This is a genomic window from Nocardia sp. NPDC005998, assembly GCF_040614395.1.
GTDB lineage: Bacteria > Actinomycetota > Actinomycetes > Mycobacteriales > Mycobacteriaceae > Nocardia.
In genome coordinates this window covers 125,675-152,112 of the sequence record NZ_JBEXUI010000018.1, presented here as the reverse complement: position 1 = coordinate 152,112, position 26,438 = coordinate 125,675, and the positions used below count along the sequence as shown (strand labels likewise).

Annotated in this window: 15 protein-coding genes; 11 read left to right on the top strand and 4 right to left on the bottom strand. The window is 66.7% G+C overall.

Features of this window, described 5'->3' with window-relative positions; translation table 11 throughout:
• Positions 1-60: 60 nt before the first annotated feature.
• The 4 genes from ABZ293_RS23700 to ABZ293_RS23685 form a co-directional block, all read right to left on the bottom strand.
• Positions 61-330 (bottom strand): antibiotic biosynthesis monooxygenase, encoded by a 270-nt coding sequence (locus tag ABZ293_RS23700; RefSeq protein ID WP_355183876.1) that lies wholly within the window; start codon positions 328-330, stop codon positions 61-63.
• 238 nt (positions 331-568) lie between these two features.
• Complete coding sequence (locus ABZ293_RS23695) at positions 569-2,008, bottom strand: dienelactone hydrolase family protein (protein WP_355183874.1); 1,440 nt, start codon at positions 2,006-2,008, stop codon at positions 569-571.
• A gap of 136 nt (positions 2,009-2,144) precedes the next feature.
• Positions 2,145-2,846 carry a siderophore-interacting protein gene (locus ABZ293_RS23690; protein WP_355183872.1) on the bottom strand — a complete coding sequence of 234 codons (702 nt, stop codon included), beginning with the start codon at positions 2,844-2,846 and terminating at the stop codon, positions 2,145-2,147.
• 335 nt (positions 2,847-3,181) lie between these two features.
• Positions 3,182-3,673 carry a hypothetical protein gene (locus tag ABZ293_RS23685; protein WP_355183870.1) on the bottom strand — a complete coding sequence of 164 codons (492 nt, stop codon included), beginning with the start codon at positions 3,671-3,673 and terminating at the stop codon, positions 3,182-3,184.
• Between the two features lie 143 nt (positions 3,674-3,816).
• Here ABZ293_RS23685 and ABZ293_RS23680 point away from each other — a divergent pair, with 143 nt between their 5' ends.
• The 11 genes from ABZ293_RS23680 to ABZ293_RS23630 all read left to right on the top strand — a co-directional run bounded on the left by ABZ293_RS23680 (position 3,817) and on the right by ABZ293_RS23630 (position 26,419).
• Positions 3,817-5,103, top strand: a complete 1,287-nt coding sequence (locus ABZ293_RS23680) for a SidA/IucD/PvdA family monooxygenase (protein WP_355183868.1) — start codon at positions 3,817-3,819, stop codon at positions 5,101-5,103.
• 30 nt (positions 5,104-5,133) lie between these two features.
• Positions 5,134-6,069, top strand: coding sequence for a methionyl-tRNA formyltransferase (locus ABZ293_RS23675; protein ID WP_355183867.1), 936 nt, complete (start codon positions 5,134-5,136; stop codon positions 6,067-6,069).
• 174 nt (positions 6,070-6,243) lie between these two features.
• Positions 6,244-6,999, top strand: coding sequence for an alpha/beta fold hydrolase (locus ABZ293_RS23670; protein WP_355183865.1), 756 nt, complete (start codon positions 6,244-6,246; stop codon positions 6,997-6,999).
• Positions 6,996-8,312 carry a polyketide synthase gene (locus tag ABZ293_RS23665; protein ID WP_355183863.1) on the top strand — a complete coding sequence of 439 codons (1,317 nt, stop codon included), beginning with the start codon at positions 6,996-6,998 and terminating at the stop codon, positions 8,310-8,312. Before ABZ293_RS23670 ends, ABZ293_RS23665 begins: the two co-directional genes overlap by 4 nt.
• Complete coding sequence (nbtC, locus tag ABZ293_RS23660) at positions 8,305-11,409, top strand: nocobactin polyketide synthase NbtC (protein ID WP_355183861.1); 3,105 nt, start codon at positions 8,305-8,307, stop codon at positions 11,407-11,409. Before ABZ293_RS23665 ends, nbtC begins: the two co-directional genes overlap by 8 nt.
• Positions 11,410-11,421: 12 nt before the next feature.
• Positions 11,422-17,469: an amino acid adenylation domain-containing protein gene (locus ABZ293_RS23655; protein WP_355183859.1), complete on the top strand. Its 6,048-nt coding sequence runs from the start codon at positions 11,422-11,424 to the stop codon at positions 17,467-17,469.
• 73 nt (positions 17,470-17,542) lie between these two features.
• A complete protein-coding gene (locus ABZ293_RS23650) occupies positions 17,543-22,087 on the top strand; it encodes an amino acid adenylation domain-containing protein (protein ID WP_355183857.1) in 4,545 nt (1,514 codons plus the stop codon).
• Positions 22,084-23,040, top strand: a complete 957-nt coding sequence (locus ABZ293_RS23645) for an ATP-binding cassette domain-containing protein (protein WP_355183855.1) — start codon at positions 22,084-22,086, stop codon at positions 23,038-23,040. Before ABZ293_RS23650 ends, ABZ293_RS23645 begins: the two co-directional genes overlap by 4 nt.
• Positions 23,037-23,801: an ABC transporter permease gene (locus ABZ293_RS23640; RefSeq protein ID WP_355183853.1), complete on the top strand. Its 765-nt coding sequence runs from the start codon at positions 23,037-23,039 to the stop codon at positions 23,799-23,801. Before ABZ293_RS23645 ends, ABZ293_RS23640 begins: the two co-directional genes overlap by 4 nt.
• Entirely contained in the window at positions 23,798-24,562 is a 765-nt protein-coding gene (locus tag ABZ293_RS23635) for an ABC transporter permease (RefSeq protein WP_355183851.1), read from the top strand. Before ABZ293_RS23640 ends, ABZ293_RS23635 begins: the two co-directional genes overlap by 4 nt.
• An 87-nt stretch (positions 24,563-24,649) precedes the next feature.
• Entirely contained in the window at positions 24,650-26,419 is a 1,770-nt protein-coding gene (locus ABZ293_RS23630; RefSeq protein ID WP_355183849.1) for an MFS transporter, read from the top strand.
• The last annotated feature ends 19 nt before the right edge of the window (positions 26,420-26,438 follow it).

Here is a 26,438-nt window from a genome sequence, read left to right as displayed (position 1 = left end):
TCCGGGGCAGCCTGCACTTGCAGTCCGGGCTGGCAGCGTCACGGTCGGGCAAGCCTGTAGTCAGGCTGCGGGCAGGCCCTTCGAGACTGCTGGGGCAAGGAACTCGACGCGGAACGATGCGACGTATTCGCTGCGCTGGTCCAGGAACCGCCGGGTATGCGGCTGCCGCTCGTGCTCCTCGAACGCCTCGCGGTCGCGGTACACCTCATAGAAGATCCGCGAGAGCGGTTCCCCCTCAACGGTGTTGGTGGCATACACCAGCGTGCCAGGTTCGTTTTCGATGATGCTCTCAACGGTCTCGGCGACGAGTTGGTCGAAGGCCGCCACCATCGCGCACGCCGATCAGATCCTGTTCCTGGATGACGGGCGGATCGTCGAACGTGGCACGCACGCCGAGCTTTTGGCGCTGGGCGGACGATATGCGGACTTCTGGAACGAGCGGCGCCTGCCACCGCTTGGCGGTTGGAAGCGGCTCTTGCCTAGCCGCTCAGTGTCCGGGCCTCGTGTTGGCTCGGAAAGGCGGGAGCCTACCGCCCCGCCATTCCAGCCTACGAGGCTGCCGCGAGGTCTAGGCAATGGGGCCGCCGCGGATATCGGCGTGGTGGGCCGCAGCGGCCGGAACATCCCCGGGGGTTCCACCGAGCGGCCCTTGTAGGAAGGCTGCGAGTATGTCGTTGGCCGCGCGCTGGGTATCCACCGGACCTCGCTCACCGCCGATGAATTGGGCGACGGCGAATCGTACTGGTGTGGCGAGGAATAACGGGACATCGGTGAAGCTGAAATGGTTGGCCTCGGCGATTTCGTAGCGGAAACCGCCTGCGCGCAGGTGCTGGATGAGATCGCGATTGCGGTCCAGGTAGTTCGTGGAGTGGCCGGTCTCGGCGTGATCGCTCTCCAATAGCAGGAACGGTTGTGGCAATGCGCGGTTCGACAGATCGCCGTAGAGGGTGCCATCGATATTCACCGCCGCCTTGATCCGGGGATCGTCGGCCGCCGCCGCGACCGCGCTCGCGCCGCCGAATGAATGCCCGATTGCGGCAATGTGATCGGTATCCAACCGTCCCGCCAATACGCCCATCGCCTCGGGCCGGTCCAACTGATCGACCACGAAACGCAGGTCGCCCCTGCGGACTTCGAGTTGTCCGGTCATATACCGCTCGCCGTCCGCGTCGTTGTCGGGGAAGTTCTCGATCGGGGTTGCGACGGAGCCGTCCGCGAGTTCGGTGACGGCCACCTCATAGGGATGGTCGATGGTCAGTACGACGAAGCCGCGACTGGCGAGATCGCTGACGAGTCCGGTGTAGAACGCGCGGGGAGCGCCGTATCCGGGTGAGAACAGCACCACCGGCCAGCGCGCGCGTTCGGCGCTGATCGGCACATCGGCGAATGCGTGGGTATCGATCCGTCCGTAGTTGCTCATGAGGAAACCGGGAATCCGGGTGACTCGGCTCGGCAGCCGGTCGAGCCCGTCGATATAGACCCACTGCCGTGCCGAGGTGAACTCCGTCGGATACCAGGCCTGCACAATGACATTGCGCCGGTCCGCAGTGGAATTCGTTGCCGTCTCCGGCCTTTGCTGATCGACCCAGCGAAAGATGTCCGAGCCGACGCGGTATCGGCCGGACGGCTCGGGCAGGGTGGGAACGGGCGGAACGCTCCACGGCACAATGGCGAGCACGGCGAGCAGACCGACGGCCATAGGCGCGACGAAGGCGGGGATTCGATGCTTCGTCCGCTCGGCCGGTGGCGGTTCGGTGATCGCTAGCTCGCGCAGTATCGCCGTGCTACGCCGCGATCGGCTGAAGACCAGCAGCGTCGCGGCGACAATGGCCAGATAGCTCGGCACCATCTGCCAGTAGAAGTTCTCCAATAGGAATTGGACCAGGCAGCCGACGACCAGCAGCGGCAACACCACCGGCATGGCGCGCGCGACGTGCCTGGGAAATACCGCCGCGGCCATCGCGAAAAGGATGGCAGTGGCGGCTATGACTCCATCGATGATCGACAATGCCCGCTCGCTTCCGCGCCACCGGGCTCAGCGTGCTGCGGCGACGATTCGAATTCGAGCATCAGCATCGCGTATCGGGTGGGGCGGATACGTCGCCAGAAAGTAGCGAGTGGGGTCATCCCGAAGGATGATCTCGCTACTTCCAATAGGCGCGGGATTTGATCGAGGTCTTCGGCAGCCCGTGAGTGGTCCTGAGCGCCTTGACGATCGAACGCGTGGTGTGTCCGTCGCAGGCGACCCAGGCGTAGGCGTCCTTCGGGCAGTCCATTTCCTGTGCCTGCTCGCGCAGCAGTCGGCCGTCGTCGACGCGCTGCACCCAGGTCACCCGGTGGTGCGGCTTATTGCGCACCGGCAGACCGGTATCGGATTCGTATTGCCATTCCAGCCATACCCGCGCCGGAATATCGCCGATGGCATCGAGTAGGGAGTTGATGGCGGGCAGCGAGGCGGTGTCGCCGAAGATGGCGAATTCACTGGGCAGCGGATCGGGGAGTTGGAAGTCCGAACCCAGCACCGACACATCGATCTCATCGCCGACCGCGGCATTCTGCGCCCATACCGAGGCGGGGCCGTGGTGCACCGCGAATTCGATCGAGAATCTGTCCCCGGCCGGATCGGGATCGACCAGGGTGTAGCCGCGCTGGTGTTCGCGCTCGCCATTCGGAATCCACAGCCGCACCCACTGGGTCGGATGCACCGGATGATCCGCCAGCAGTCCGCCCGCCTGGAAGCCGAGCCGCAGGTACATATCGCTGATGTACTCGGTCGAGGTCACCGTGAGCCGGTAGTCCTCGGCACGCCACGCCTTCAGCATCAACCCTTCGAAACCTCTGCCCATGAAGATTAGGTTAGCCTAAACACACTTTGATGTCGCGGGGTGTCCGCTATCGCGTGTGTTGCCTGCAGTGGTTGAAAGGTTGGGGATAGACCTCGTTCGGGGCGTACTCCGACGATATGGATCTGGGGTCCGGCTTCTGGGGCATGGTCGTTGCCGCAGTCGGTTGGCTCGTTGCCGGCTATTGGGAGTTGTTGTGGCGCGGCGCCCTTCGCCTCGCGTGCCGGTCGCGTATTCCGGCGGAATGCTACCCGCCACGCCGCAGCTGTCGGCCGGATAGCCGTGTGGCCCCGAGGCATTCGATTGCCTCGGGGCCGATTCACTTGCGGTGCTGGTGATTACAGGTTGCAGGGGAGCATGGCGACGCCCGCGAGGGTGCATTCGGCCTCGCGGGTCAGCTTCCAGGTGCCGTCGATCTGCTTCCAAGACAGGTCGAAGTACCAGGGGTCCCAGCCGTCGATGGCGGTGGTCAGCTGGGCGTTGAGCAGATCGCCGGAGACATTGACCGGGCCGAGCACATCCCAACGGAAGCTGGACGGTGCGGCGGCCATGACGGTGCCGATCTGATCGACCAGGCCGAGACCGGCCTCGCCCGCTTCGAGTTCGGCCGCGCGGGCCGAGCGCCCGGCTCCGGTGTTGAACACCAGCTGCAGCTTGGCCTTCAGCTCACCCACGCCGGGTGCGGCGGTCCGCATCGGCGCGCCGATGGGCGCGGCAGTGGCCGGAACCGCCGTGGCGACGGTGCCGAATGCGCCGATCGCGGCGGCCGCGGCGAGCGAGAACACCGCGGTGGCGGCGCGCGCCACCGGCTTGTTTCTGGTGCTGAACATCGATACTTCCAATCGTTCGTGTGCGGTAGTGCATCCGTCTCAGGGACTGGCACTGCAGTGCAATATAAGGTAAGCCTATGCAAAGCTATTAGCGAGAAGTTAGGTAACCCTGGTTGCCGCCCTTGATCGAACGCAGGAGAACCGTGGACACACTGTTGGTGGTCGGAGCTGGGCCGAAAGCCCTTGCGGTGGCGGCTAAAGCGCACGTCCTGCGGAAGTTGGGGCTCGCGGCCCCGCGTGTGATCGTGGTCGAGGCGCATGCGGTCGGCGGCAATTGGCTGCCGAGCGGCGGCTGGACCGACGGACAGCACCGGCTGGGCACCAGTCCGGAGAAGGACATCGGTTTCCCGTACCGCTCGACCTGGGCGCGCGGGCACAACCGCGCCATCGACGAGGCGATGATGGCCTACAGCTGGACCTCGTTCCTGGTCGAACACGGCACCTATGCCGAGTGGATCGATCGCGGCCGCCCGAGCCCGCAGCATCACGTGTGGGCCAAATACCTGCAGTGGGTGGCCCGCGCGATCGATCTCGAATTGGTGCTGGGGACAGTGGATTCGGTCGCCGCGGCGGCCGATGGCTGGCTGGTTTCGGTGACCGGCGCGGACGGCGTGACCACCGAAATCGATACCGACGCACTGATGATCACCGGCCCCGGCCACAGTCGCCGGGCACTGGCCGAACATCCCCGGGTGCTCAGCATCGCCGAATTCTGGGATCTGGCGGGCAAGCGCGCATTGCCGGTCTCCTCGCGGGCCGCGGTGATCGGCGGCGGCGAGACCGCGGGCTCGGCCCTGGACGAGCTGGTCCGCCACGACATGCTCACCATCTCGGTCATCACGCCCAAGGCCACGATCTACACCCGCGGCGAAAGCTATTTCGAGAATGCGCTTTTCAGCGATCCGACCAAATGGAACACGCTGAGCATGGACGAACGCCGCGATGTCATCCGGCGTACCGACCGCGGCGTCTTCTCGGTTCGCGTGCAGGAGAGCGTGATCGGCGACAATCGCGTGCACCATCTGCAGGGTCGGGTCGTGCGGATCGCCGAACAGGGTGACGGTGTCGCCATGACACTGCGCAACGACCGCCGCCCGGATCAGGTGCACACCTTCGATCTGGTGATCGATGCCACCGGCGGACAGCCGCTGTGGTTCCTGGAACTATTCGATGCCAACGCCGCCGACCTGCTCGAACTCGCGGTCGGCGGACCGCTGACCCAGACCAGGCTGGAGGCCGCGATCGGCTACGACCTGGCGGTCTCCGGACTGGACGCGAAGCTCTATCTGCCGAATATGGCGGGCATCGCACAGGGGCCGGGATTCCCGAATCTCAGCTGCCTCGGCGAACTTTCGGATCGGGTATTGCGTACCGCCCCGGCGCGTCAGGTCGTCGGTGCGCGGCGTGGTGTGGCCGCGCGACCGGCCTGATCTCCCCTAATTCAGCTACGTGAGGTTTTCATGCGCATTGTCTTCTTCGGCTTCCAGACCTGGGGTCGCAGCACCCTGGAGGCCCTGATCGATTCCGAGCACGAGGTCGTGCTCGCGGTCACGCATCCGGCAAGTGCGGACTCCTATAAGGGGATCTGGTCGGATTCGGTCGAGGAACTCGCCCGCGAGCACGGCATTCCGGTGCATCTGACGCAGCGGGCCGACGCCGAGACCATCGACCTGGTGAAGCGGGCCGAGCCGGACGTCATCGTGGTGAACAGCTGGTACACCTGGATGCCCGCCGAGCTCTACAACCTGCCCCCGCACGGCACCTTGAATCTGCACGATTCGCTGCTGCCCAAATTCACCGGATTCTCCCCGGTGCTGTGGGCGCTGATCAGCGGTGAATCCGAAACCGGCCTGACCGTGCACCGGATGGACGAGGGGCTGGACACCGGCGACATCCTGGTGCAGCGGTCGCTTCCCATCGGGCCCACCGATACCGGCACCGAACTGGTGCTGCGCGGTATGGAACTCATCCCCGACGCACTGGCCGAGGCGCTGCACGCCCTCGAATCCGGTACCGCGCAATGGCAGCCGCAGCGCAAGTCCGAGCGGACCTACTTCCACAAGCGCTCGGAGCGGGACAGTCGAATCGACTGGATGTGGTCGGCGGTGGACCTCGAGCGTTTCGTGCGTGCGCTGTCCGAGCCGTATCCGCGGGCATTCACCTATTACCGCGGCGAGCGGATCGAGGTGCTCGAGGCCGTGGTCTCGGAGGCGCGCTATGGCGGCACGCCCGGCCGGGTGATCGTGCAGGAGGGCGGCGGCGCGGTGGTCTGCGGTCAGGAGGCGCATCGGGGTCGCAATCGCGGTCTGGTGCTCACCCGGATCCGCACTGCCGACGGTGTGGAGCACGCGGCCACCGAATTCTTCACGCGCGGTGGATATCTCACCGATCAGTGAGTGCGGAGCGCGAACAAGTAGACTTGTTAGGGTAGCCTACGCTAATATCGGGCGACCGTTCAGAAATCAGATCAGTGCAGCGAGCCGGGGGGTGTTGTACGCCGCCGACCAATGACGCTGCCCCGCGCGACCATCGCGTCGGGCAACGTCCGGCGGAAGCGCAGGAGTCAAGAAATGCCAGCAACTCTCGGATGGATCCGGCAATTCCACCGGCCCCGCTCCGTCGATTGCCCACCGCTGTTGATCTGCCCGCACGCGGGTAGCGGCGCCTCCACCTATCGGGCGTTCTCGAAGGTGCTCAGCGAACACTTCGATGTGCTGATCTTCCAATATCCGGGTCGTCAGGACCGGGCCCGCGAGGCGGCGCTCGGCACGCTGTCCGAACTCGCCGCCGGTGCTTTCGCGGAATTCGGCACTTCGGCACACAATCGCGGTCTGCCGCTCACCGTCTTCGGCCACAGCATGGGCGCGATGGTGGCATTCGAGCTGGTCCGCGCCGCGGAGGCAGCCGGAATCGAGGTGCGGCTGCTCGCGCCCTCCGCCGCGGTCGCGCCGGGCCGGGCCGTCGATCTGCCGCCGCATCCGAGCGACGACGAACAGATCCTGGACCACCTCGGCGCGCTGGAGGGCACCGGCGCGGATGTGCTCGGCAGTCGTGAGGTGATGCGGATGGCGCTGCCGGTGGTGAAGGCCGACTACCGGGCCTTCGATGCCTATACCTGCCCGGTGGATGTCAAGGTGCAGGCCAAGATTCATGTGCTCGGCGGCGCAGAGGATCACTTCATCACCCCGCGTGAGCTGTATGCCTGGTCCAACCACAGTGCGCAGGAGATCGATGTCACCGTCTTCGACGGCGGTCACTTCTACCTGAACGACAATGCCGCCGGTATCGCGGAATTGCTGGCGCCCGAACTGGATCGGGTCGGATGAGCCCGGATATGGATCCGATCGTCATCTCCGGTATGGCCGTCGAGGCGCCGGGCGGTATCGATACTTTGCCCGAATTCTGGTCCGCGCTGGCCGAATCGCGTGAACTTATCGGACCGTTCCCGCGCAATCGGGAATGGCCGATCGATGAGTTGCTTTCGCTGCATCGCCGCGACGGCTGGAGCCGGGTCGCCGACGCTGGTGGCTTCCTCTCGGAGGCAACCGAATTCGATCCGATGTTCTTCGGCATCACCCCGCGCGAGGCGCTGTCCATGGATCCGCAGCAGCGGGTCGCGCTGCGGGTGGCCTGGCGGGCGCTGGAGAACGCGGGCATCAATCCGGGCGCGCTGGACGGCGTCGAGGTCGGCTGCTTCATGGGCGCGTCCATCAATGAATACGGTCCGCAGGGCGGTGCGGTCACCGAGTACACCGGATACCGGGTGACCGGGACGGCGCTCGGCGCGGTGGCGGGCCGGATCTCGCACAGCCTCGGGCTGGTCGGACCGTCGGTGACCACCGACACCGCATGCGCCTCAGCGTTGACCGCGGTCCACCTGGCCGCAAATGCGGTGCGCGCCGGTGAGTGCGATTGGGCGCTGGCCGGGGGCGTGTGCGTAATGGGTTCGCCAGCCGCATTTTTCGAGTTCTCCAAGAACAACGCATTGGCCGCCGACGGACACTGCCGCTCCTACGCCGCCGATGCAACCGGCACGCTGTGGGGCGAGGGGGCCGGTGTGGTGGTCATCGAACACGAATCGCGCGCACGCCAACTCGGCCATCGGATCTACGGCCGACTGCTGGCGACCCGGATCAATCACAATGGCAGGGGCGCACCCATCGCCGTGCCGAGCGCATCGGCGCAGCGGCGGCTGATCGAGAAGACTGTGGCCGCGGCGGGAATTCGGCCGGACGATATCGGGCTCATCGAGGGGCACGGCACCGGAACACCGGTCGGCGATCCGCTCGAGCTGACCGCCCTGGCGCAGGTGTACGGCGATATCAATCGTGGCGAAGACGGTCCGCTGCTCGGTTCGGTGAAGTCGAATATGGGTCACGCACAGGCCGCCTCGGGGCTGCTCGGCCTGATCAAGGTGCTGCTCAGCGGTGCGAACGGGCAGATAGCGCCGAGCCTCTACGCGGAAAACCCCACCACCGAGGTGGATTGGGATGCCACCAGCCTGCGGCTCGCCACAAAACTCGAACCCTGGGATCCGGTCGACGGCCTCCGCTACGGCGCGGTGTCCTCGTTCGGCGTCGCGGGCACCAATGCACACGCGATCCTGGCGATGCCCGTGCTGGAGGATATCGATGCCTGAATACCGACTTCCGGACGGAACCATCCCGGTCCTACTGTCCTCCGATACGGTCGATGGACTGCGCGGCGAGGCCGCGGCGATCCTGTCGTATCTGGAACGGCATCCCGGTGTCGGTCCGGATCGTGTGGCGGACATGCTGTTTCGCACCAGGGTCGCGCGGCGGCGCCGGGCACTCGCCATGGTCGAGACCAGTGCCGAACTCCGCGACGCGCTGCGGTCGATCATCGCCGATGCCGAACATCCCGCGGTGGTATCCACCGACGGCGTGGCCTCGGCTCGGCGGATCGGATTCGTCTTCCCCGGCCAGGGCAGTCAGCGCCCCGGAATGGGCAGGCTCTACTACGACGTCTCGCCCGCGTTCCGCGCTGCGGTCGACGAATGCGCCGCGATCTTCGAGGATCGGTTCGGTCACCGGGAGCCGCTGCACTATCTGCTCGGCACCGAGGGGCAGTTCGCGGACGCCGTGCGAGTGGTGCAGCCCGCGTTGATGTTCCAGATGTTCGCGCTGGCCGCGATGTGGCGTGCGGCCGGTGTCACACCCACCGCGACGATCGGACACAGCCAGGGGGAGTTGGCGGCCGGTGCGGCCTCAGGGGTCATGACGCTGCGCGATTCGGTGCTTGCGGTGACACATCGGGCGCTGTGTGTCGATCAGCTTTCGCCGCGCGGCTATTCGATGGCCGTGCTCGGCATGGACCGCGATCAATGTGAGGCGCTGCTGGCCAGGCATTCGGGCTGGGCCGAGCTGTCGGTGATCAACTCGGCGCACATCCTGGCCATCTCGGGTGACCGCGAGACCATTGTCGATATGGTGGCGACCGCGACCGCGCGCGGTCAGTTCGCCAAGGAGATCCGCGTCGCCTATCCGGCGCATACCTCGGTGGTCAGCGAATACCGGGAAGTACTCGAGGCGGTGCTCGGCGACGAGATGAGCGGCGCGCACTTCGCGGCGACCGAAATTCCTTGCTACGGAGCGACGCTCGGCACCGCCATTACGCCCGATCTGCGGCACGACCAGTACTGGTACTGGAATCTGCGCAATCGCGTCCGGTTCGATCGGGCGATCACGGCGGCCACCGCCGATGTCGACACCTTCGTGGAAATGTCGGAACATCCCATGCTGCAGTTGGCCATTCAGGAAAACCTGAGCACGGTGCCGCGGGATCCGGCATCGCCGCAGCGCGAGTTCCGGGTGATCGGCACCTCGCTGCGCAGCGCGACGGGGCTGCGGGAGTTCACGCGCAATCTGGCGACCGTCGCGGTGCACGATCTGAACTATCGGTGGGATGCGTTGCGGGTCGAATCCGATTCGGGTGCAGCGCGATTGCCGCTGCGGGACTTCCCCAACACCGTGCTCGATCCGCAGCGGCTCTGGGCCGCATACCGGACGAACGACACCCCCGAACGGGTCCGCTCCGAACATGCCGCGACCCGGCTGGCGGAGCGCTGGGTGCGGCTCGAGCGTCGCTCGCTGATGTCCCCGCGCACCATGCTCGTCGTCGATCACACCGGACAGTGCGCCGAACTTGCCGCGGCACTGTGCACCGCGGCCTACGACCATGGCGGCGGCGCCTCCGTCTATGACCCCGACAAACCAGCCGATACGGGTGCCTACGATTCGGTCGTCGTGCTGCTACCGCAGCTGCCCGACCTGGACGGACCCGCCGCGATCGAGGAGTTGGCGCGGTTCTATGACGCCCGCTGGCTCCCCCCGCTCGACGCCACCATCACCGACTGCTGGCTGGTGACCGTCGGCGGCGAATCCGCGGTCGCCGACGATCCGGCACCGCAGCTGTTCCACGGCGCGGTCTCCGCCGGATTCCGCTGTATCGGTCTGGAAAATATCGGCACCGCCTTCCGGCATCTCGACCTGGGCGATGCCGATCCGGCGCAGGCCGCCGCAATCGTGCGGGCACTGCACGCCAAGGGCGAACCGCAGCTCGCACTGCGCGCGAGCGGTCTCTACGCCAAGCGGCTCGAGGTGGACAGCGATCCGCTCGCCGGGGCTCCGGATGACGCGGAGCTCGAGCATGTCGTCATCGTCGGCGGCACCGGCACGCTCGGCCTGAAGTTCGCCGAACACTTCGCCGATCGTGGTGCGCGGCGGATCACGCTGCTGAGCCGGTCCGGCGAGACCGATACCGTCGCAGCACGATTGCGCGCCATTCGGCAGATCGGCGCCGCCGAGGTCGCGGTCGTCGCATGCGATGTCAGCGATGCATCCAGTGTGCGGGATCTCGCCGCCGCGCTGGCGGACACACCGGCGACCCTGCTCGTGCACGCCGCGGTGAACTATGTGCGCGCCGAACTCGCCGAGGTGACCGGCGAGAAGCTGTTCGAGATGGCGGCATCGAAGATCATCGGCACCGACCACCTGCTGCGGCTGCTGCCGCTGGCCGCCGATGCGCGGATCATTATCTGCTCCTCCGCGGCGGCCACCTTCGGCGGTCGCGGGCAGATTCTCTACGCGAGCGTCAACCGGATGCTCGATGTGCTGGCCAGCCGTCTGCGCGCCGCGGGTACGAATGCCGTTGCGATGCAATGGGGCATCTGGGATCTCGCGGGGCCACTGCATGCGGTCGGCGTGGATCGGATCGCCGCCGCGGGCGGCCAGTCCATGGACCCGCGTGACGCGCTCGCCATCGGTTTCACCGAGTACGCCGAGATCGGTCGGCCCGGCAATCGCATTGTCATGGCCGCCGACTGGCGGCAGTTGAACGACATCATCTCGGCCGTCGGCTGGGGTCCGCTGCTCACCGATGTGCTGGCGCGAGTGGACTCGGTGCCAGCGCCGGTCGTGCCGGTTGTTACTGCGCCCGCTCCCGTCGCGGCCGTGCTGCCGGAGGCGGTCGAGCCGTCCGCCGGTTCGCTGTCCGAGCAGGTGCGGGTGGAACTGGGCAAGGTAATGGGCACCGATGGGCTCGACCTCATCGACAGTTCCGTGCCGCTGGTCGCGCTCGGCCTGGATTCCCTGCAGGCGTTGGACTTCCGCAAGCGGGTCCAGGCCGAATTGAACCGCGATCTTCCGGTGGCGGCCATTCTCGGCGGCGCGTCATTGGACGATGTCGTGCGCCTGATGGCCGACAGCAACGTCTAGGCGAGGGATCTGATGTCGAACAACGAGCTCATGAGCGTGCTGGACCGTCGGAAGGCACTGCTGCGCAAGCGTTTGGCCGAAAGCGGTCTGATCGCGGCGACATCGTCGGCCGTACCGATGCGAAGATCGAAACCCGGTGCGCGTCATCCACTTTCGGCCGGACAGCGGCGCATGTGGTTCCTGCAGACCCGGGATCCGGAGGACACCACCCTCAATATCTGTGTGGCCTACCGGCTGACCGGCGCACTCGATGAGACGCGGCTGCGTCGGGCGATCACGGCCGCCGTCGACCGGCACGACATCCTGCGCACCACCTACGGGCTCGACGAGCACGGTGAGCCGTATCAGATCGTGCGGGTCGATCTCGAATTCTCCTGGCAGTCACACGATCTGACCGATCTGCCGGAATCCGGCCGGGAGTGCCGATTGGAAGTACTGGCGCGTCGGGAATTCGGCCGCCCTTTCGATCTCGCGGTCGAATCGCCATTGCGCATCAGCCTGGTGCGCACCGGTGCCGATGAATTCACCCTGTTGCTGGTCGTGCACCACATCAGCTGGGACGACGACTCGTGGGCGGTCTTCTTCACCGAACTCAACGACGCCTATCGCACCGCACCGGCTGAGCCCGATAGTGCACGTGCGCAATTCGTCGATATCGCGGTCTTCGGCGATAGCACCGACGACGACGCCATCGATATCGACTACTGGCGTGCGACACTGCGTCCGCTGCCGGAATCCCTGGAACTCCCCGGTCCGGCCACGGTCCGCACCGTCGCGACCAAGCAGTCCGATCGTTGCGCCGTGTCACTGTCGGCCGAGCTCGTCGGTCGAGTAGAGGCTTTCGCTCGCGCGCACGGTGCTACCCCGTTCATGGTGTGGCTGGCCGCCTATGACGCGGTGATCCATCGCTACACCGCGGCGACGGATTTCCTGGTCTCGGTACCGGTGACCGTGCGCCGCGCTGCCGCCGCCGAATCATTGATCGGCTATTTCGGCAATACGCTGCTGTTGCGCGCCACCATCGGCGCGGGGAGCACCTTCGCCGACTTCACCGAATCCGTTCGCGATACCTGTGTCGGGGCCTTCGCCCATCAGCATGTCGGCATCGATCGCGTGGTGCGCGAGGCGAATCCGGACCGCGTCGGCGGTCGGGACGGGCTGGAGCAGCTGGTCCGACTCGGCTTCGGGGTACGTAAGAGCGCACAGGGCTTCGATCTCGACGGTGTCGATGCGACGCTGCTGGATCTCGGCAGCGCGGTCGCGCAGGTGCCGCTCGGCCTGACCGTGGTCATGGAGGCCGATGGCGCCTATCTGGAGGCCGAGTACCGGATCGCCGATCTGGACCGCGCACTGGTGGAGCAGCTGCTCGGCCACTACGTGCAGCTGCTGGACAGCGCGCTCGCCGAGCCCGATCGCCGGCTCGGCGATATCGATATGCTCGGTGCGGCCGATCGTGCCGCCATCCTGGCGCTATCGCATGGCGCGATCGTCGATGCGGAGCCGACCACCATGGTCGCACTCTTCGAAAACCAGGTCGCCGCAACGCCGGACGCGCTCGCCATCGTCGCCCCGGCCGAACGCGGCAGCGCCGATGCCGAACTCGGCTACGCCGAGCTGAATCGTCGCGCCAATCGGCTGGCGCGCTGGCTGATCGGGCAGGGCCTCGGTACCGAGGACATTGTCGGATTGCGGCTGTCCAACTCGGTCGAGTTCGTGGTCGCGGTGCTCGGTGTGCTCAAATCCGGTGCGGCGTACCTGCCCATCGACCCGGCCTACCCGGACGAGCGCATCGACTATCTCGTCGCAGACGCCGCACCCCGACTGGTGCTCGGCCGGGGCGAGTTGGCGGCCGCCGAGACCGCGGCCGACCGGCTTCCGGACGCCGATCTGGTCGATGCCGACCGGCTGCGGCCACTGCTGCCCGGTCACCTCGCCTATGTCATCTACACCTCCGGGTCCACCGGAAAGCCCAAGGGCGTCCCGGTATCCCATGCCGCCATTGCCGAACATCTCTCGGGCTTTGTCGCGGAATGGAGTATGACCAGCGAAGACCGACTGCTGCAGTCGTCTTCGGTGAGCTTCGACGCCTCGCTGCTCGATATCTTCGTGACGCTGACCCTCGGTGCCCGCCTGGTCATCCCGAAACCCGATGCGTTCCGCGATATTCCGTATGTCGCCGAGCTGATCACCCGCTGCGGGGTGACCGTGCTGCATATGGTGCCGTCGATGTTGAGCACCTTCCTGCTGCTGCCGGAGGTGAGCGAATGGCGTGCGCTGCGGCATGTGCCGGTGGGCGGTGAGGCGCTGCCCGGCGAGGTGGCCGATAAGTTCGCCGGTGTCTTCGATGCGGAACTGCGCAATCACTACGGCCCGACCGAGGCTGTGGTGTGCGCGACGCATATGAATGTGGACGGCCCGCAAGGGACCCGGATCGTGCCGATCGGTGTGCCGAACCAGAACGTCACGGTGTATCTGCTCGACGAGGCGTTGCAGCTGGTGCCACCGGGTGTGGTCGGTGAGATCTATCTCGGCGGTGCGCAATTGGCGCGCGGGTACCTGAATCGGCCCGGACCGAGCGCGGAGCGGTTCGTCGCCGATCCGTTCGCACGCGGCGCGCGGTTGTATCGGACCGGAGATCTCGCGCGGCGCAATGCCAATGGTGAGATCGAATTCGTCGGCCGGGCCGATGAGCAGGTCAAGGTGCGCGGTTTCCGGATCGAACTCGGCGAGGTCGAGGCGGCCATCGCGTCCTATCCCGGTGTCGGGCACTGTGTGGTCATCGCGGTGGCTGACGCGGCGGTCGGTGCGATGCTGGCCGCGTATGTCGTGGTGGCCAATGGTCTTTCGGAGTCGGCACTCGATATCGATGACCTTCGGCGCCATGCCGCGGCCACGCTGCCGGAGTACATGGTGCCCAGCGCGTTCGCCGTGATCGATGAGATTCCGCTGACCGCGCACGGCAAACTGGACCGGCGCGCATTGCCCGCACCGGAGCGCACCACCACCCACCGCTATCGGGAGCCGGGCACCGCCACCGAGATCCGGATCGCGGAGCTGTTCGCGCAGATCTTCGGTCGCGAGCAGATCGGCGCGGACGATTCCTTCTTCGAACTCGGCGGACATTCGCTGCTGGCCACCCGGTTGGTCGTGCAGATCCGCACCGAGTTCGGCATCGAAGTCGATGTCCGGGCGCCATTCGATACCCCGACCGTGGCCGGGCTCGCCGCGCTCATCGAGGCGGCACCGGCGCGCACCGCCGCCGCCGTGCCCGCACTGCGGAAATGGTCGAGGCCCGAACGCATTCCACTGTCCTACTCCCAGCTCGCGCTGTGGTTCCAGCGAAAGCTGGAGGGGCCGAGCGCGATCGGCAATATTCCGTTCGCGGTGCGGGTGGACGGTCCGCTGGAGCTGGACGCGCTGACCGCCGCCCTCGCCGATGTGGTGGCTCGGCACGAGGTGCTGCGCACGGTATTCCCCGAAAGCGATGGCGTGCCATATCAGTCGGTGCTGCCCGCCAGGCCGATCGATATTCCGGTGACGGAGCTCAGTGATCCCGAACAGTTGCACGCCGAGCTGGCGCAGGCGGGTCGGCACTGCTTCGCCCTGGATGGCGAATTGCTCATCCGGCCGCGGATCTTCGTGCTGGACACCGAGACCCATGTGCTGTCGCTGCTGGTCCACCATCTGGTTGCCGACCACTGGTCGTTCCGGACGATTCTCGACGATCTCGCCATCGCCTACCGGGCGCGCACCGCCGGTGCGGCACCGGAGTGGTCACCGTTGGCCGTCCAGTACGCGGATTACGCACTGTGGCAGCGCGAGGCGGTCGATGCACTCGATGCGCAGGTGGACTACTGGCGCGGCGCACTCGCCGGTCTGCCGGACCAGATCAATATCGCCACGGACAAGCCGCGCCCCGCGGTACTGAGCAAGAGCGGGCATGTGGTGCCGTTCGCGGTCCCGGCCGCGCTGCGCGGGCAGCTGAAGTCCGTCGCCGAGGCGAGCGGGGCCAGCGAGTTCATGCTGTATCAGGCCGCGGTCGCGACACTGCTGCACAAACTCGGTGCCGGCGTCGATATTCCGCTCGGTACCCCGATCGCGGGCCGGGTCGACCCGGCGGCCGCGGATCTGGTCGGCCTGCTGGCCAATATGGTGGTGCTGCGCAATGACCTGTCCGGCGATCCCACGCTGCGCACCGTGCTCGCGCGCTCCCGCGATATCGCGCTCGGTGCGTACAGCAACCAGGACATCCCCATCGAGCGCCTGGTGGATGCGCTCAACCCGGCCCGTTCGCGTGCCAGGAATCCGCTGTTCCAGGCCATGATGCACTTCCGCGAGGAGAACTGGGACGGTGCGGACCCGGGACTCGACGCGCGGACCGCACTCACGGTGCTGCCATTGGACTTCGATATCTCGCTGCTCGACCTGAGCATCAATTTCTTCGCGGGATCCGATGGCGGCTTCGAGGCCAGTGTGATCGTCAATACCGATCTCTATGAGCCCGCGACCGGAGAGTTGTTCGCGCAGCGCATGCTCCGCGTGCTCACTGCCTTCGCGGAATCTCCCGACAGCACCGTCGGCGAACTCGACATCATGCCCGCCGCCGAGCGTCAGCGGGTTCTCGGCGAATGGGCCACGGGCGTCGAGCTTTCCTGGATGCCCGGGATCGCCGAGCTGATCCGGCGCGGGCGCGGCATTCCCTCCGACCGGATCGCGGTGCGTTGCGGTGCGGAGGTCCTCAGCTACGGTGCGCTGTTCGAACAGCTCGATCGTGGGGCCGGGGCGAGTGTGCCCGATGGTGCGTCGGTGGCCGCAGTGGTCCGTCGCCTGGCCACGCTCGATGCGATCGCGAATACCGGCGGGACCATCGCACTTTCGCGTGTCGATGCGCCGACCGCGGTGTTCACGCGGGACGCCATCGCGGCCGCTGTCGCCGATCGACGCGCTGTCGCCGCCGATCGCCGTGCCGAATCACTCGACCGGGCAACGGGTTCGGCGGATGTGCGACTCGTCGCCGCACCATGGTCGGGATCCGAGATCGAGGTCGAACTGCTGGCCGCGCTGGCCGATGGTGCGACGCTGATCCGCACCACCGATTCGCAGCGCGACGATCCGGTCGCACTGGTCGAATTGATCGGCGCGCACGCGGTCACCCACGTGGTCGCCGACCCCGCCACGCTTGCGCGGATCGTACACACCGGAGTCTCGATGCTGCCGTCGGTGCGCAGCTGGGAGGTCACGGGAACCGCGTGGCCCGCCGCACTGCCCGATCTGCTACCCGCGCTCGCGGCCGGTTCGATCGCCACCTTCGACTATCGGATCCCGGAATACGCGGGCGCGGTGGCCCGCGGTGCGGTCGATGGAAGCGGATACGCGCGTCCCATCCCGGGGGCTCGGGTGCTGGTTCTGGATGCCGGCTTGCGACCGGTCGCGCCCGGTGTGCACGGCGATGTCTATGTGGGTGGTGCCGGACTCGCCGATGGCTATGTCGAGGAGTCGGCGGACGGCTTCATCGACGATCCGTATCTGCCAGGAGCCCGATTGTTCCGGACCGGGCAGCGAGCGCGTTGGGATACGGCGGGGCGACTCGCCTTCGCAACCAAGGTGACGGCCATCGTCGACACCAGCACAGCGCCTTCCGATGCCGCGCACACCGATACCGAACAGCAGCTGATCTCGATCCTCGAGGAACTGCTGGAAATCGAGGACGTCACCGCCGATGACGGCTTCTTCGCACTCGGCGGCGACAGCGTGATCTCCATCCAATGGTCGGCACGCGCCAACCAGATCGGACTGCCGCTGTCCCCGCAGCTGGTATTCGAACATCTGACCATCGCCGAACTCGCGGCCGCGGTCGATGCGGCGGTGGTGGCGGGTATGACCACGACCATCGAAGACACCTTCGGTGCGGCCCTGGACGAGGCGAATAGCGATGGCGTACCAGCGGATACCGATCAGCCCGCCGAACCGGCCCGGCACCAGCATGCCGCCATGAGTGTGTCCGGCCTCAGCTCGGACGCACTGGCCGCATTGGGTGCGGCGTGGAAGCAGTCGCAATGAGGGGCGGCTGCTTCCGATCGGCTCGCCGGATGAGTGGCGGTGTCGCGGTGACCATCGGTCGAAAGGCGTTGCGATGACGGTGGACCGGAGCGTTCCGGCCGAAATCGAGGATGTGCTGGCGCTCAGCCCGCTGCAGGAGGGCCTGTTCTCGCTGGCGCGACTGGCCGCCGACGGGGTCGATCTGTACACCATGCAGTTCGTCATCGACATCGGCGGTCCGATCGACGTGCCGATGCTGCGGCGCAGCGCGGAGGTGATCCTGCAGCGACACGCCAACCTGCGGGCCTCGTTCTGGGATAGGGATCTACCCAAGCCGGTGCAGATCGTGCCGACCTGGGTGGATCTGCCGTGGCTCGAAATCTCGGCCCGGCCGGAGGAATTCGATGCCATCGCCGAGGCCGAACGCCAGCAGCGGTTCGACCTCGGTCGTGGCCCGGCCCTGCGCATTACGCTGGTCGCGCTGCCCGATGAGCGCCGTCGAATGATCGTCACCGCACACCACATCCTGATGGACGGCTGGGCGGTCGCGGTTTTCTTCCGCGAGCTCATCGCGGTGTACGAGGCCGGGGGACAGGCGGATTCGCTACCGCCCGCCCGGCCCTACCGCGACTACATCGGCTGGCTCGCCGCGCAGGACGCCGCCGCGATCACCCGCAGCTGGACCGAATACCTTGCGCCACTGAGTGGTCCGCTCATGCTCGCCGGTGGTACGGCAAGCGAGGTCGGCGCGGCGATTCCGCGCCGCAGCCGATTCGGCTTGGACACCGCCGAAACCGCGCGGCTGGTGCACTGGGCGCGGTCGAACGGCCTGACTCTCAATACCGTTGTGCAGTACGCCTTGGCGGTCGTGCTCGGCAGACTCACCGATCGACGCGATATCGTTTTCGGCACCACCATCTCCGGTCGCCCGGATGCGCTGCCCGGTGTGGAGACGATGATCGGGCTGTTCATCAATACCGTGCCCGCCCGCATCCTGATCGATGGCACCCGCACGGTCGCCGAGCAGTGCGCGCAACTGCAGCGCGAATCGGCGGCCATGCGCGATGCCGGATACGTGAGCCTGTCGACCATTCAGCGCGCGGCCGGTCACGGTGCGCTGTTCGATGTGCTGTTCGTCTTCGAGAACGCGCCCATCGGCGCGGCCACCGATCCGATCGTCACCGCGAATGGCACCCGCTTCCTGCCGGTCGCAATGGAAAGCCTTGTGCACTACCCGCTTTCGGTGGTCTCCTACCTGAACGACGGAACGCTCGTGGTGATGCTGGAGGCGATTGCCGAAGCGCTGCCGCACTTTTCGGTCGCCGATATCGGCGCGCGGATCCTGTCGGTGCTCCGCCAGCTGCCCGGCCATAGCGATGCGAGTCCCGATACGGTGGATGTGCTACTGGCCGAAGAGAAGGCGCGAATCGGGATCGAATCGCCTTCGAGTACCGCCGGGCGGCATGAGGCCGCAGGAGTCTACGAACTATTCCTGAGCCAGGTCGACCGGACCCCGGACGCGGTTGCATTGAGTACCGGCACCGCTCGCTATTCCTACCGTGAGCTGCGGGAGGTTGCCGGGCAGCTGGCGAGCGAGCTCGTCGCGCACGGCATCGGACCGGAAACGGTTGTGGCCCTGATGCTTCCCCGATCAGCCCGATCGATTGTCGCGATGCTCGCAGTGCTGGAGGCGGGCGGCGCCTATGTGCCGGTGGATATTTCGGCACCGGCCGCGCGCATCGCATCCATCCTGCGTCAGGCGAGCCCGAAACTCGTTCTGACAGTGGGCGACTGCGCACACCTGCTCGGCGAGAACGAGCGCCCGCTACTGGTACTCGACGACGCCGCCGTTGCCGAGTGGATCGCGCACCATCCCATTTCGCCCTACCGGCCGATCCACCCGGAGACCGCCGCATACCTGATCTTCACCTCCGGCTCCACCGGCGAACCCAAGGGCGTCATGGGCACGCACGCCGCCCTCAGCAGCTACTTCGCCGATCACCGAGACCGCGTCTACCGTCCGGCCGTAGCCCGGCTAGGGCGCCGACTGCGGATCGCACACGCCTGGTCGCTGAGCTTCGATGCCTCCTGGCAGCCGATGATCGGACTGTTCGACGGCCATGCGGTGCATCTGTTCGACGAGACCGAAATGCGTGATGCGCAGGGTCTGGTCGAGGGCATCGTCCGGCACGAGATCGATATGATCGACACCTCGCCGTCCATGTTCACCCAGTTGGCCGCGGCCGGTCTGGTGGATGGTGAGCGGCTGACCGTGCTCGCGCTCGGCGGTGAGGCCATCGGTGCGCCAATGTGGGAGCGGCTGCGCACCCTGCCCGGCACCGCCGTCTACAACTGCTACGGCCCCACCGAGACCACCGTCGAGGCGGTGGTCGCGACGGTGAACACCGGTCGCAACCAGCCCGGCAATGCGCAGCCGAGCATTGGCGGACCGGTGGATCGCATGTCCGCCTATGTCCTGGACGCCATGCTGCGGCCGGTGCCGCACGGCGTCATCGGTGCGCTGTACCTCTCGGGTGCCCAGGTGGCGCGCGGTTATATCGGTAAGGCCGCCACCACGGCCGACCGCTTTGTCGCGAACCCCTTCCGGCCGGGCGCGCGCATGTATCGCACCGGCGATCTGGTGCGGCAGTTGCCGAATGGCGATCTCGCCTATTTGGGCCGGGCCGATGACCAGGTCAAGATTCGCGGCTACCGGATCGAAATCGGCGATATCGAAACGGCTTTGCTGCGGCTGCCGCAGGTGCGTGCCGGCGCGGTCGTTGTGGTGCAGCGGCCGAGCGGACCCAGCCTCGTCGCCTTCGCGGTCGGCGCGACGGCCGATGCGGCCACACTGCGCGCCGATCTCGCCGAACAGCTGCCCGGATATATGGTTCCGGCCCGGATCATTTCGCTGCCGGAGCTCCCGGTCACCGCCAATGGCAAGCTCGACATCCGCGCGCTGAACGCACTCGGCCAGGAGGCACTGCGCGGGTCGGCCGGCCACACCCCACCGAATACCGATACCGAGCGGACGCTGTGCCGCGCCCTCGCCGAGGTGCTGGGTGGGACAGCGCCCGGCATCGATGACGACTTCATCGCGCTCGGCATGGACAGCATTGTCGCCATCTCACTGGTGAACGCGGTGCGCCGTGCCGGGCTATCCGTCAGCCCGGCCGCGGTCATGTCCAACCACACTGTCCGTGACCTGGCCGTCGCCATCGATTCCCGTGTGGCACAACAGGAGTCGGTGCGCACCCCGGTCGAATTCGGTGAGGTGCGTTCGACGCCGATCATGTCCTGGATGTACGAGTACGGCGGTTTCCGCAGGCTCGCACTCTCTACGCTGATATTGCTGCCCCCCGAACTGGACCGGCCGCAGTTGGAATCGGTACTACAGGCCCTACTCGATGCCCACGACATGCTGCGCGCCCGGCTGACGACGACCGCGGACGGGCACCGGCTCGAAACCAGAGCGCCGGGCAGCGTGCGCGCCGCCGATATCCTGCGGGAGGTCTCGGTACCCGGCGACTTCGCCGCCGTGCTCGCGCAGTATTCGCGCGCGGCGATCGACCGTATCGATCCGCTGACGGGCACCATGATGCAGGCCGTCCGCTTCGAGGGCACCGACGTACTGCTGCTGTCGATCCACCACCTTGCGGTGGACCCCGTCTCCTGGCACATCATCCTCGCGGATCTGGCCGATGCCTGGTCACAGCTCAGCGCAGGCCGAATCCCCACCATCGCAGCGGAATGCACCAGCTACCGAGGCTGGGCCGAACTGTTACACGAGCGCCGAACGGCACCGGAAGTACTCGCCCAACGCGACTTCTGGACAGCGCAACTGACCGGCCCCGATCCGGAACTCGGCCGGCGCCACCCGGATCCGACCCGCGACTCCTGGTCCTCCTACCGGATCACCCCATCGTTCGCGCCGACCGACCGCACCCGCCGCATCCTCGACCGCCTCGGCGCCGATATCGGCATGCACGAATTCCTGCTCACCGCGCTGACGATCGCACTCACCACCTGGCGATCCGAACGAAATCAGGACGCCGCCACCGGCGCACTGGTTGCCCTGGAGGGACACGGCCGCGAAGACGCCACCGTCGGCGGTGTCGACACCGCTCGCACCGTCGGTTGGTTCACCACCGTCTATCCGCTGCGCGTCGGCGCGGGCTCGGCACTCGACATCATCGGCGCCGAAGCCGATCCGGCCGAGGTGGCGAGTCTGCTGAAAGCCATTGGCACCCAATTGGACCGCGTCCCGAACAGGGGCTTGGACTACGGCCTGCTCCGCTGCGGTGACACCGCGGCGCAGCCCGATCCACAGGTGATGCTCGACTACCTCGGCCGCATGGACCTCGCCGCCAGCGCATCGCGGGCATGGTCCCCGATCACCGATCTCGGCCTGCACCAACGCCTTCCGATCGCCCCCGAACCGGATATGCCGCTGCGCTACGCCATCGACCTCGTCACCGCTGTGTACCCCGGTGCCGACGGACCCCAGCTGGCCACGCTGTTCCGCTGGAGCGATGCACTTTTCGATATCGCGGAGATCGACCGCTTCACCACCATCTGGCAGCGCTGCGTCACCGCGGTGGCCGCCGCCATGCCCAATACAGCACCGGGAGAACGATGAACGCGACCGATAACGCCATTGTGGTCGAGGACGTCCGCAAGTCCTTCGGCGACGTCCACGCCGTGCGCGGCCTCACCTTCGCGGCACCCGCCGGGAGTGTGCTCGGGGTGCTCGGCCCGAACGGCGCGGGCAAGACCACCACGGTCTCCATACTGTCCACGCTGACCAAACCCGATGCGGGCCGCGCACTGGTGGCCGGATACGACGTGGTGCGCGAGCCCGCGGCGGTGCGCGCAGCCATCATGCTCACCGGCCAATACGCGGCGCTCGACGAGGTGCTGACCGGCCGGGAGAACCTGGTCCTGTTCGGCCGCCTGATGGGCCTGCGCCCGAAACAGGCCAGGGTTCGCGCCACCGAACTGCTCGAACAATTCGACCTGACCGAGGCCGGCGACCGCCGCGTCGGCGGCTACTCCGGCGGTATGCGCAGGCGCATCGATATCGCCTGCGGCCTGGTCCGCCCGCCCAAGGTCGTCTTCCTCGACGAACCGACTACCGGCCTGGATCCGGTGAGCAGGCAGGGCGTCTGGTCGCTGGTGCGTTCGCTGCGGGAACAGGGCGTGACGATCCTGCTCACCACGCAATACCTCGAAGAGGCGGATGCATTGAGCGACAACATCATCGTCATCGATAAGGGCCGGGTGATCGCCGAGGGCACCGCCGATGAACTCAAGGCCCGCTCGGGTTCGAGCTACTGCGAGGTCGTTCCGGTCGACGCGGCCGACGTGCCCGCCGTCGTCACCGCGCTCCACGGCCTCGGCGCGGTCACCGTCGCCGAATCCAAGGACCGGGTTTCGCTACCCGCGCCCGACGGCGCGGCCACGCTGGCCGAAGCACTGCGCCGCATTACCGACGCCCGCATCGAACTCATCGATATCGCCTTGCGCAGACCATCGCTGGACGAGGTCTTCATCGAGCTCACCACCGACGCACCGGCAGCGCTGATCGCATGACCGAAATATCCCCGATACCAGCCGGAATGCAATGGAGCGCACTGAGCGGGCGCACCGTGCGCGCGGCACTGCGCGAGGGCGACCTGGCCTTCGGCTGCCTCGCCCCGATGATCTTCTTCCTCTGTTTCTATGTCCCGCTGCGCAAGTCGATGGAGCAGACCGGTGCCGACTACGCCCAGTACCTGCTGCCGGTGATCGTGCTGCAGAGCATGTTCTTCACCGCCATGTCGGCCGGTGATCGCGCGGCCCGGGACACCTTCAGCGGCATGGGAACTCGCATGCGCTCGATGCCGGTGCGCTCCTGGATCCCGCTGGCCGCCCGGATGTCGGCGAATCTGGTCCGTGCACTGGCCGGGCTCGCCGGAGCGCTGGTGATCGGCACCGGCTTCGGCTTCCGATTCCACGGCGGGGCGGCGGCTCTCACCTTCGTCGCACTGTCCTTGGCCTTCGGTGTGGCACTGGTGATCGGCGCCGACGCACTCGGCGTCGCCACCGGTAAGCCGGAGATCGGCGCATCGGCACTGCTAGCCCCGCAACTGCTGCTGATCATGATGTCGACTGGTTTCGTTCCGGCGGAGGGCTTTCCGGGATGGATCCAGCCTTTTGTGCGCAATCAGCCGGTCTCCCAGGCGGCAGCAGCACTGCGCGATCTCGCCGCAGGCGATTACACCTCGGCCGTCGCGATCGCGCTGGCCTGGATCCTCGGCCTGATCGTGGCGTTCACCGCCGTCTCGGTTCTGGTGGAAAGGCGGCGGCCATGAAGACACTGATCGACCAGAGTCTCGTCGAAACGGGCCGACTGCTGCGGCGCTGGCCGCGCGAGCAGGAGGTGCTGACCTCCACGCTGATCCTGCCGGTGCTGCTGCTGTTGATGTACCAGCTGGTGCTCAACAAATTCCTCAGCGCATCCTCCGGTGTGGACACCATCTACGGTTTCGTCCCGATGATCGCGGTCACCGGCGCGATGTACGGCGCGATGGGCACCGGGCTTTCGCTCTACGCCGAGCGGGAAAGCGGTCTGCTGCGGCGCTTTTGGGTGCTGCCGGTGCACCGCGCGGCCGGACTGATCGGCAGATTGCTCGCCGAATGCGGGCGCACGCTGATCGCCACGATCATTGTGGTCGCCCTCGGTATCGCGCTCGGCTTGCGCTTCCACCAGGGCTGGCTGGGCGTGCTCGGTGCGCTCGCCGTTCCGGTGCTGCTCATACCCGGTTTCGCGACCATGGTGATCACGGTCGGCGTCAGCAGAGCGGGCAATAAGGTCGTTCAGCTGTTCTCGGCGCTCGTCCTGCTCGGCATGTTCTTCAATTCCGGCTTCGCTCCGGTGCAGAACTATCCGGGCTGGCTGCAGCCGATAGTCCGAGTCCAGCCGATGAGCTGTGCGATCGAGGCGATGCGCGGCTGCACGATCGGCGGCCCCGTCGCCACCCCGCTGTTGCAGACGATGGCCTGGTCCATCGGGCTCGCTGTGGCCTTCGGCGCCTTCGCCGTTCGCGGCTACCGCAAAGCCGCCGAGAGCTGAGACTTCTCACTGGGTGGGCCCTCGGCTTGTTCGTTACATCAGCTAACTATATAGTTTGCTGAGGTAATAACTCAGCAAGGGGCTGCCGTGACGATTCCATCCGCCGATCTCGATCTCGGTGATGTCCAGACCATTCGCCGTCGCCTGCGCTACGACCGGGATCACCCGCACTACAAGTGGATCGTCCTGACCAACACCACCCTCGGTGTGCTGCTCAGCGCGGTCAATGCCTCGATCGTGTTGATCTCGCTGCCCGCGATCTTCCGTGGCGTCGGGCTGAATCCGCTGGAAGCGGGCAATGTCGGCTATCTGCTGTGGATGCTGATGGGCTATCTGCTCGTCACCGCCGTGCTCGTGGTGATGTTCGGGCGGCTCGGCGATATCTTCGGCCGCGTCAGGATCTACAACCTCGGTTTCGCGGTCTTCGCGGTGACCTCGGTCGCGCTGTCGTTCGATCCGTTCCACGGCGGATCGGGCGCGATGTGGATCATCGTCTGGCGCGTGCTGCAGGGCATCGGCGGCGCCATGCTGACGGCCAATTCGACGGCCATCCTGACCGACGCTTTCCCTGCCAAACAGCGCGGCACCGCGCTCGGCATCAATATGGTCGCCGCGGTCGCCGGTTCATTCCTCGGACTGATCATCGGCGGTGTGCTGTCGGAATGGGATTGGCGCGCGGTGTTCTGGGTCAGTGTGCCGATCGCCATCGTCGGTGCGATCTGGTCCTATCGCTCGCTGCACGAGGTGGGCACGCGCACCAAGGGCAAGGTCGACTGGGCGGGCACCATTACCTTCGGACTCGGCCTCACCGCACTGCTCACCGGCATCACCTACGGCATCCAGCCCTACGGCGGCCAGCCCACCGGCTGGTCCAACCCCTGGGTGCTCGGCTCGGTGCTCGGCGGCATCGCCCTGCTCGCGGTGTTCTGCGTGGTGGAGACCAAGGTCGCCGAGCCGATGTTCCATCTGTCGCTATTCCGCAACCGCGCCTTCGGATTCGGCAACTTCGCCAACCTGATGGTTTCGATCGGTCGCGGCGGCATGCAGTTCATGCTGATCATCTGGCTGCAGGGCATCTGGCTGCCGCTGCACGGCTACGACTACGAATCGACCCCGCTGTGGGCCGGTATCTACCTGCTGCCGCTGACCGTGGGATTCCTGGCCGCCGGACCGGTTTCGGGTTGGCTGTCGGACCGCTACGGTTCGCGTCTGTTCACCACCGGCGGCGCGACGCTGGCCGGGCTCACCTTCCTGCTGTTGCTCGTCATCCCGGTCGACTTCAACTACTGGGTCTTCGCTGCGATCGTGTTGCTCAACGGCATCGGCTGCGGACTGTTCTTCTCCCCGAACACCGCCGCCATCATGTCCAGCGTGCCCGCGTCCCAGCGCGGCGCGGCCTCCGGTATGCGCGGCACCCTGTTCAACGGCGGCAATGCGCTATCGATGGGAATCTTCTTCTCGCTCATGGTCATCGGCCTCGCCGCCAGCCTGCCCTCGGCGCTCGACAGCGGCCTGCGCGCCCAGGGTGTCTCCGCGGGTGCCGCGACCCAGCTCGCCGACCTGCCCCCGGTGGCAAGCATGTTCGCCGCCTTCCTCGGCTACAACCCGATCCAGGAATTGCTCGGCCCCACCGGCGAATTGGCCAAGCCCGGCGTCAATGCCGACACCCTCACCGGTCAGGAGTTCTTCCCGAATCTGCTGACCGGACCGTTCCACTCGGGCCTGACCGTGGTGTTCGTATCCGCTGCACTGATGATGTTCCTGGCCGCCGCGGCCTCGTACTTCGCCGGCAATAAGTACGTCGAGGACGAACAGGCCGAACTCGCCGAGGCCGAGGAACCGATCGCGGTGCGCTGATCGAATCGCGTTCGGCCCC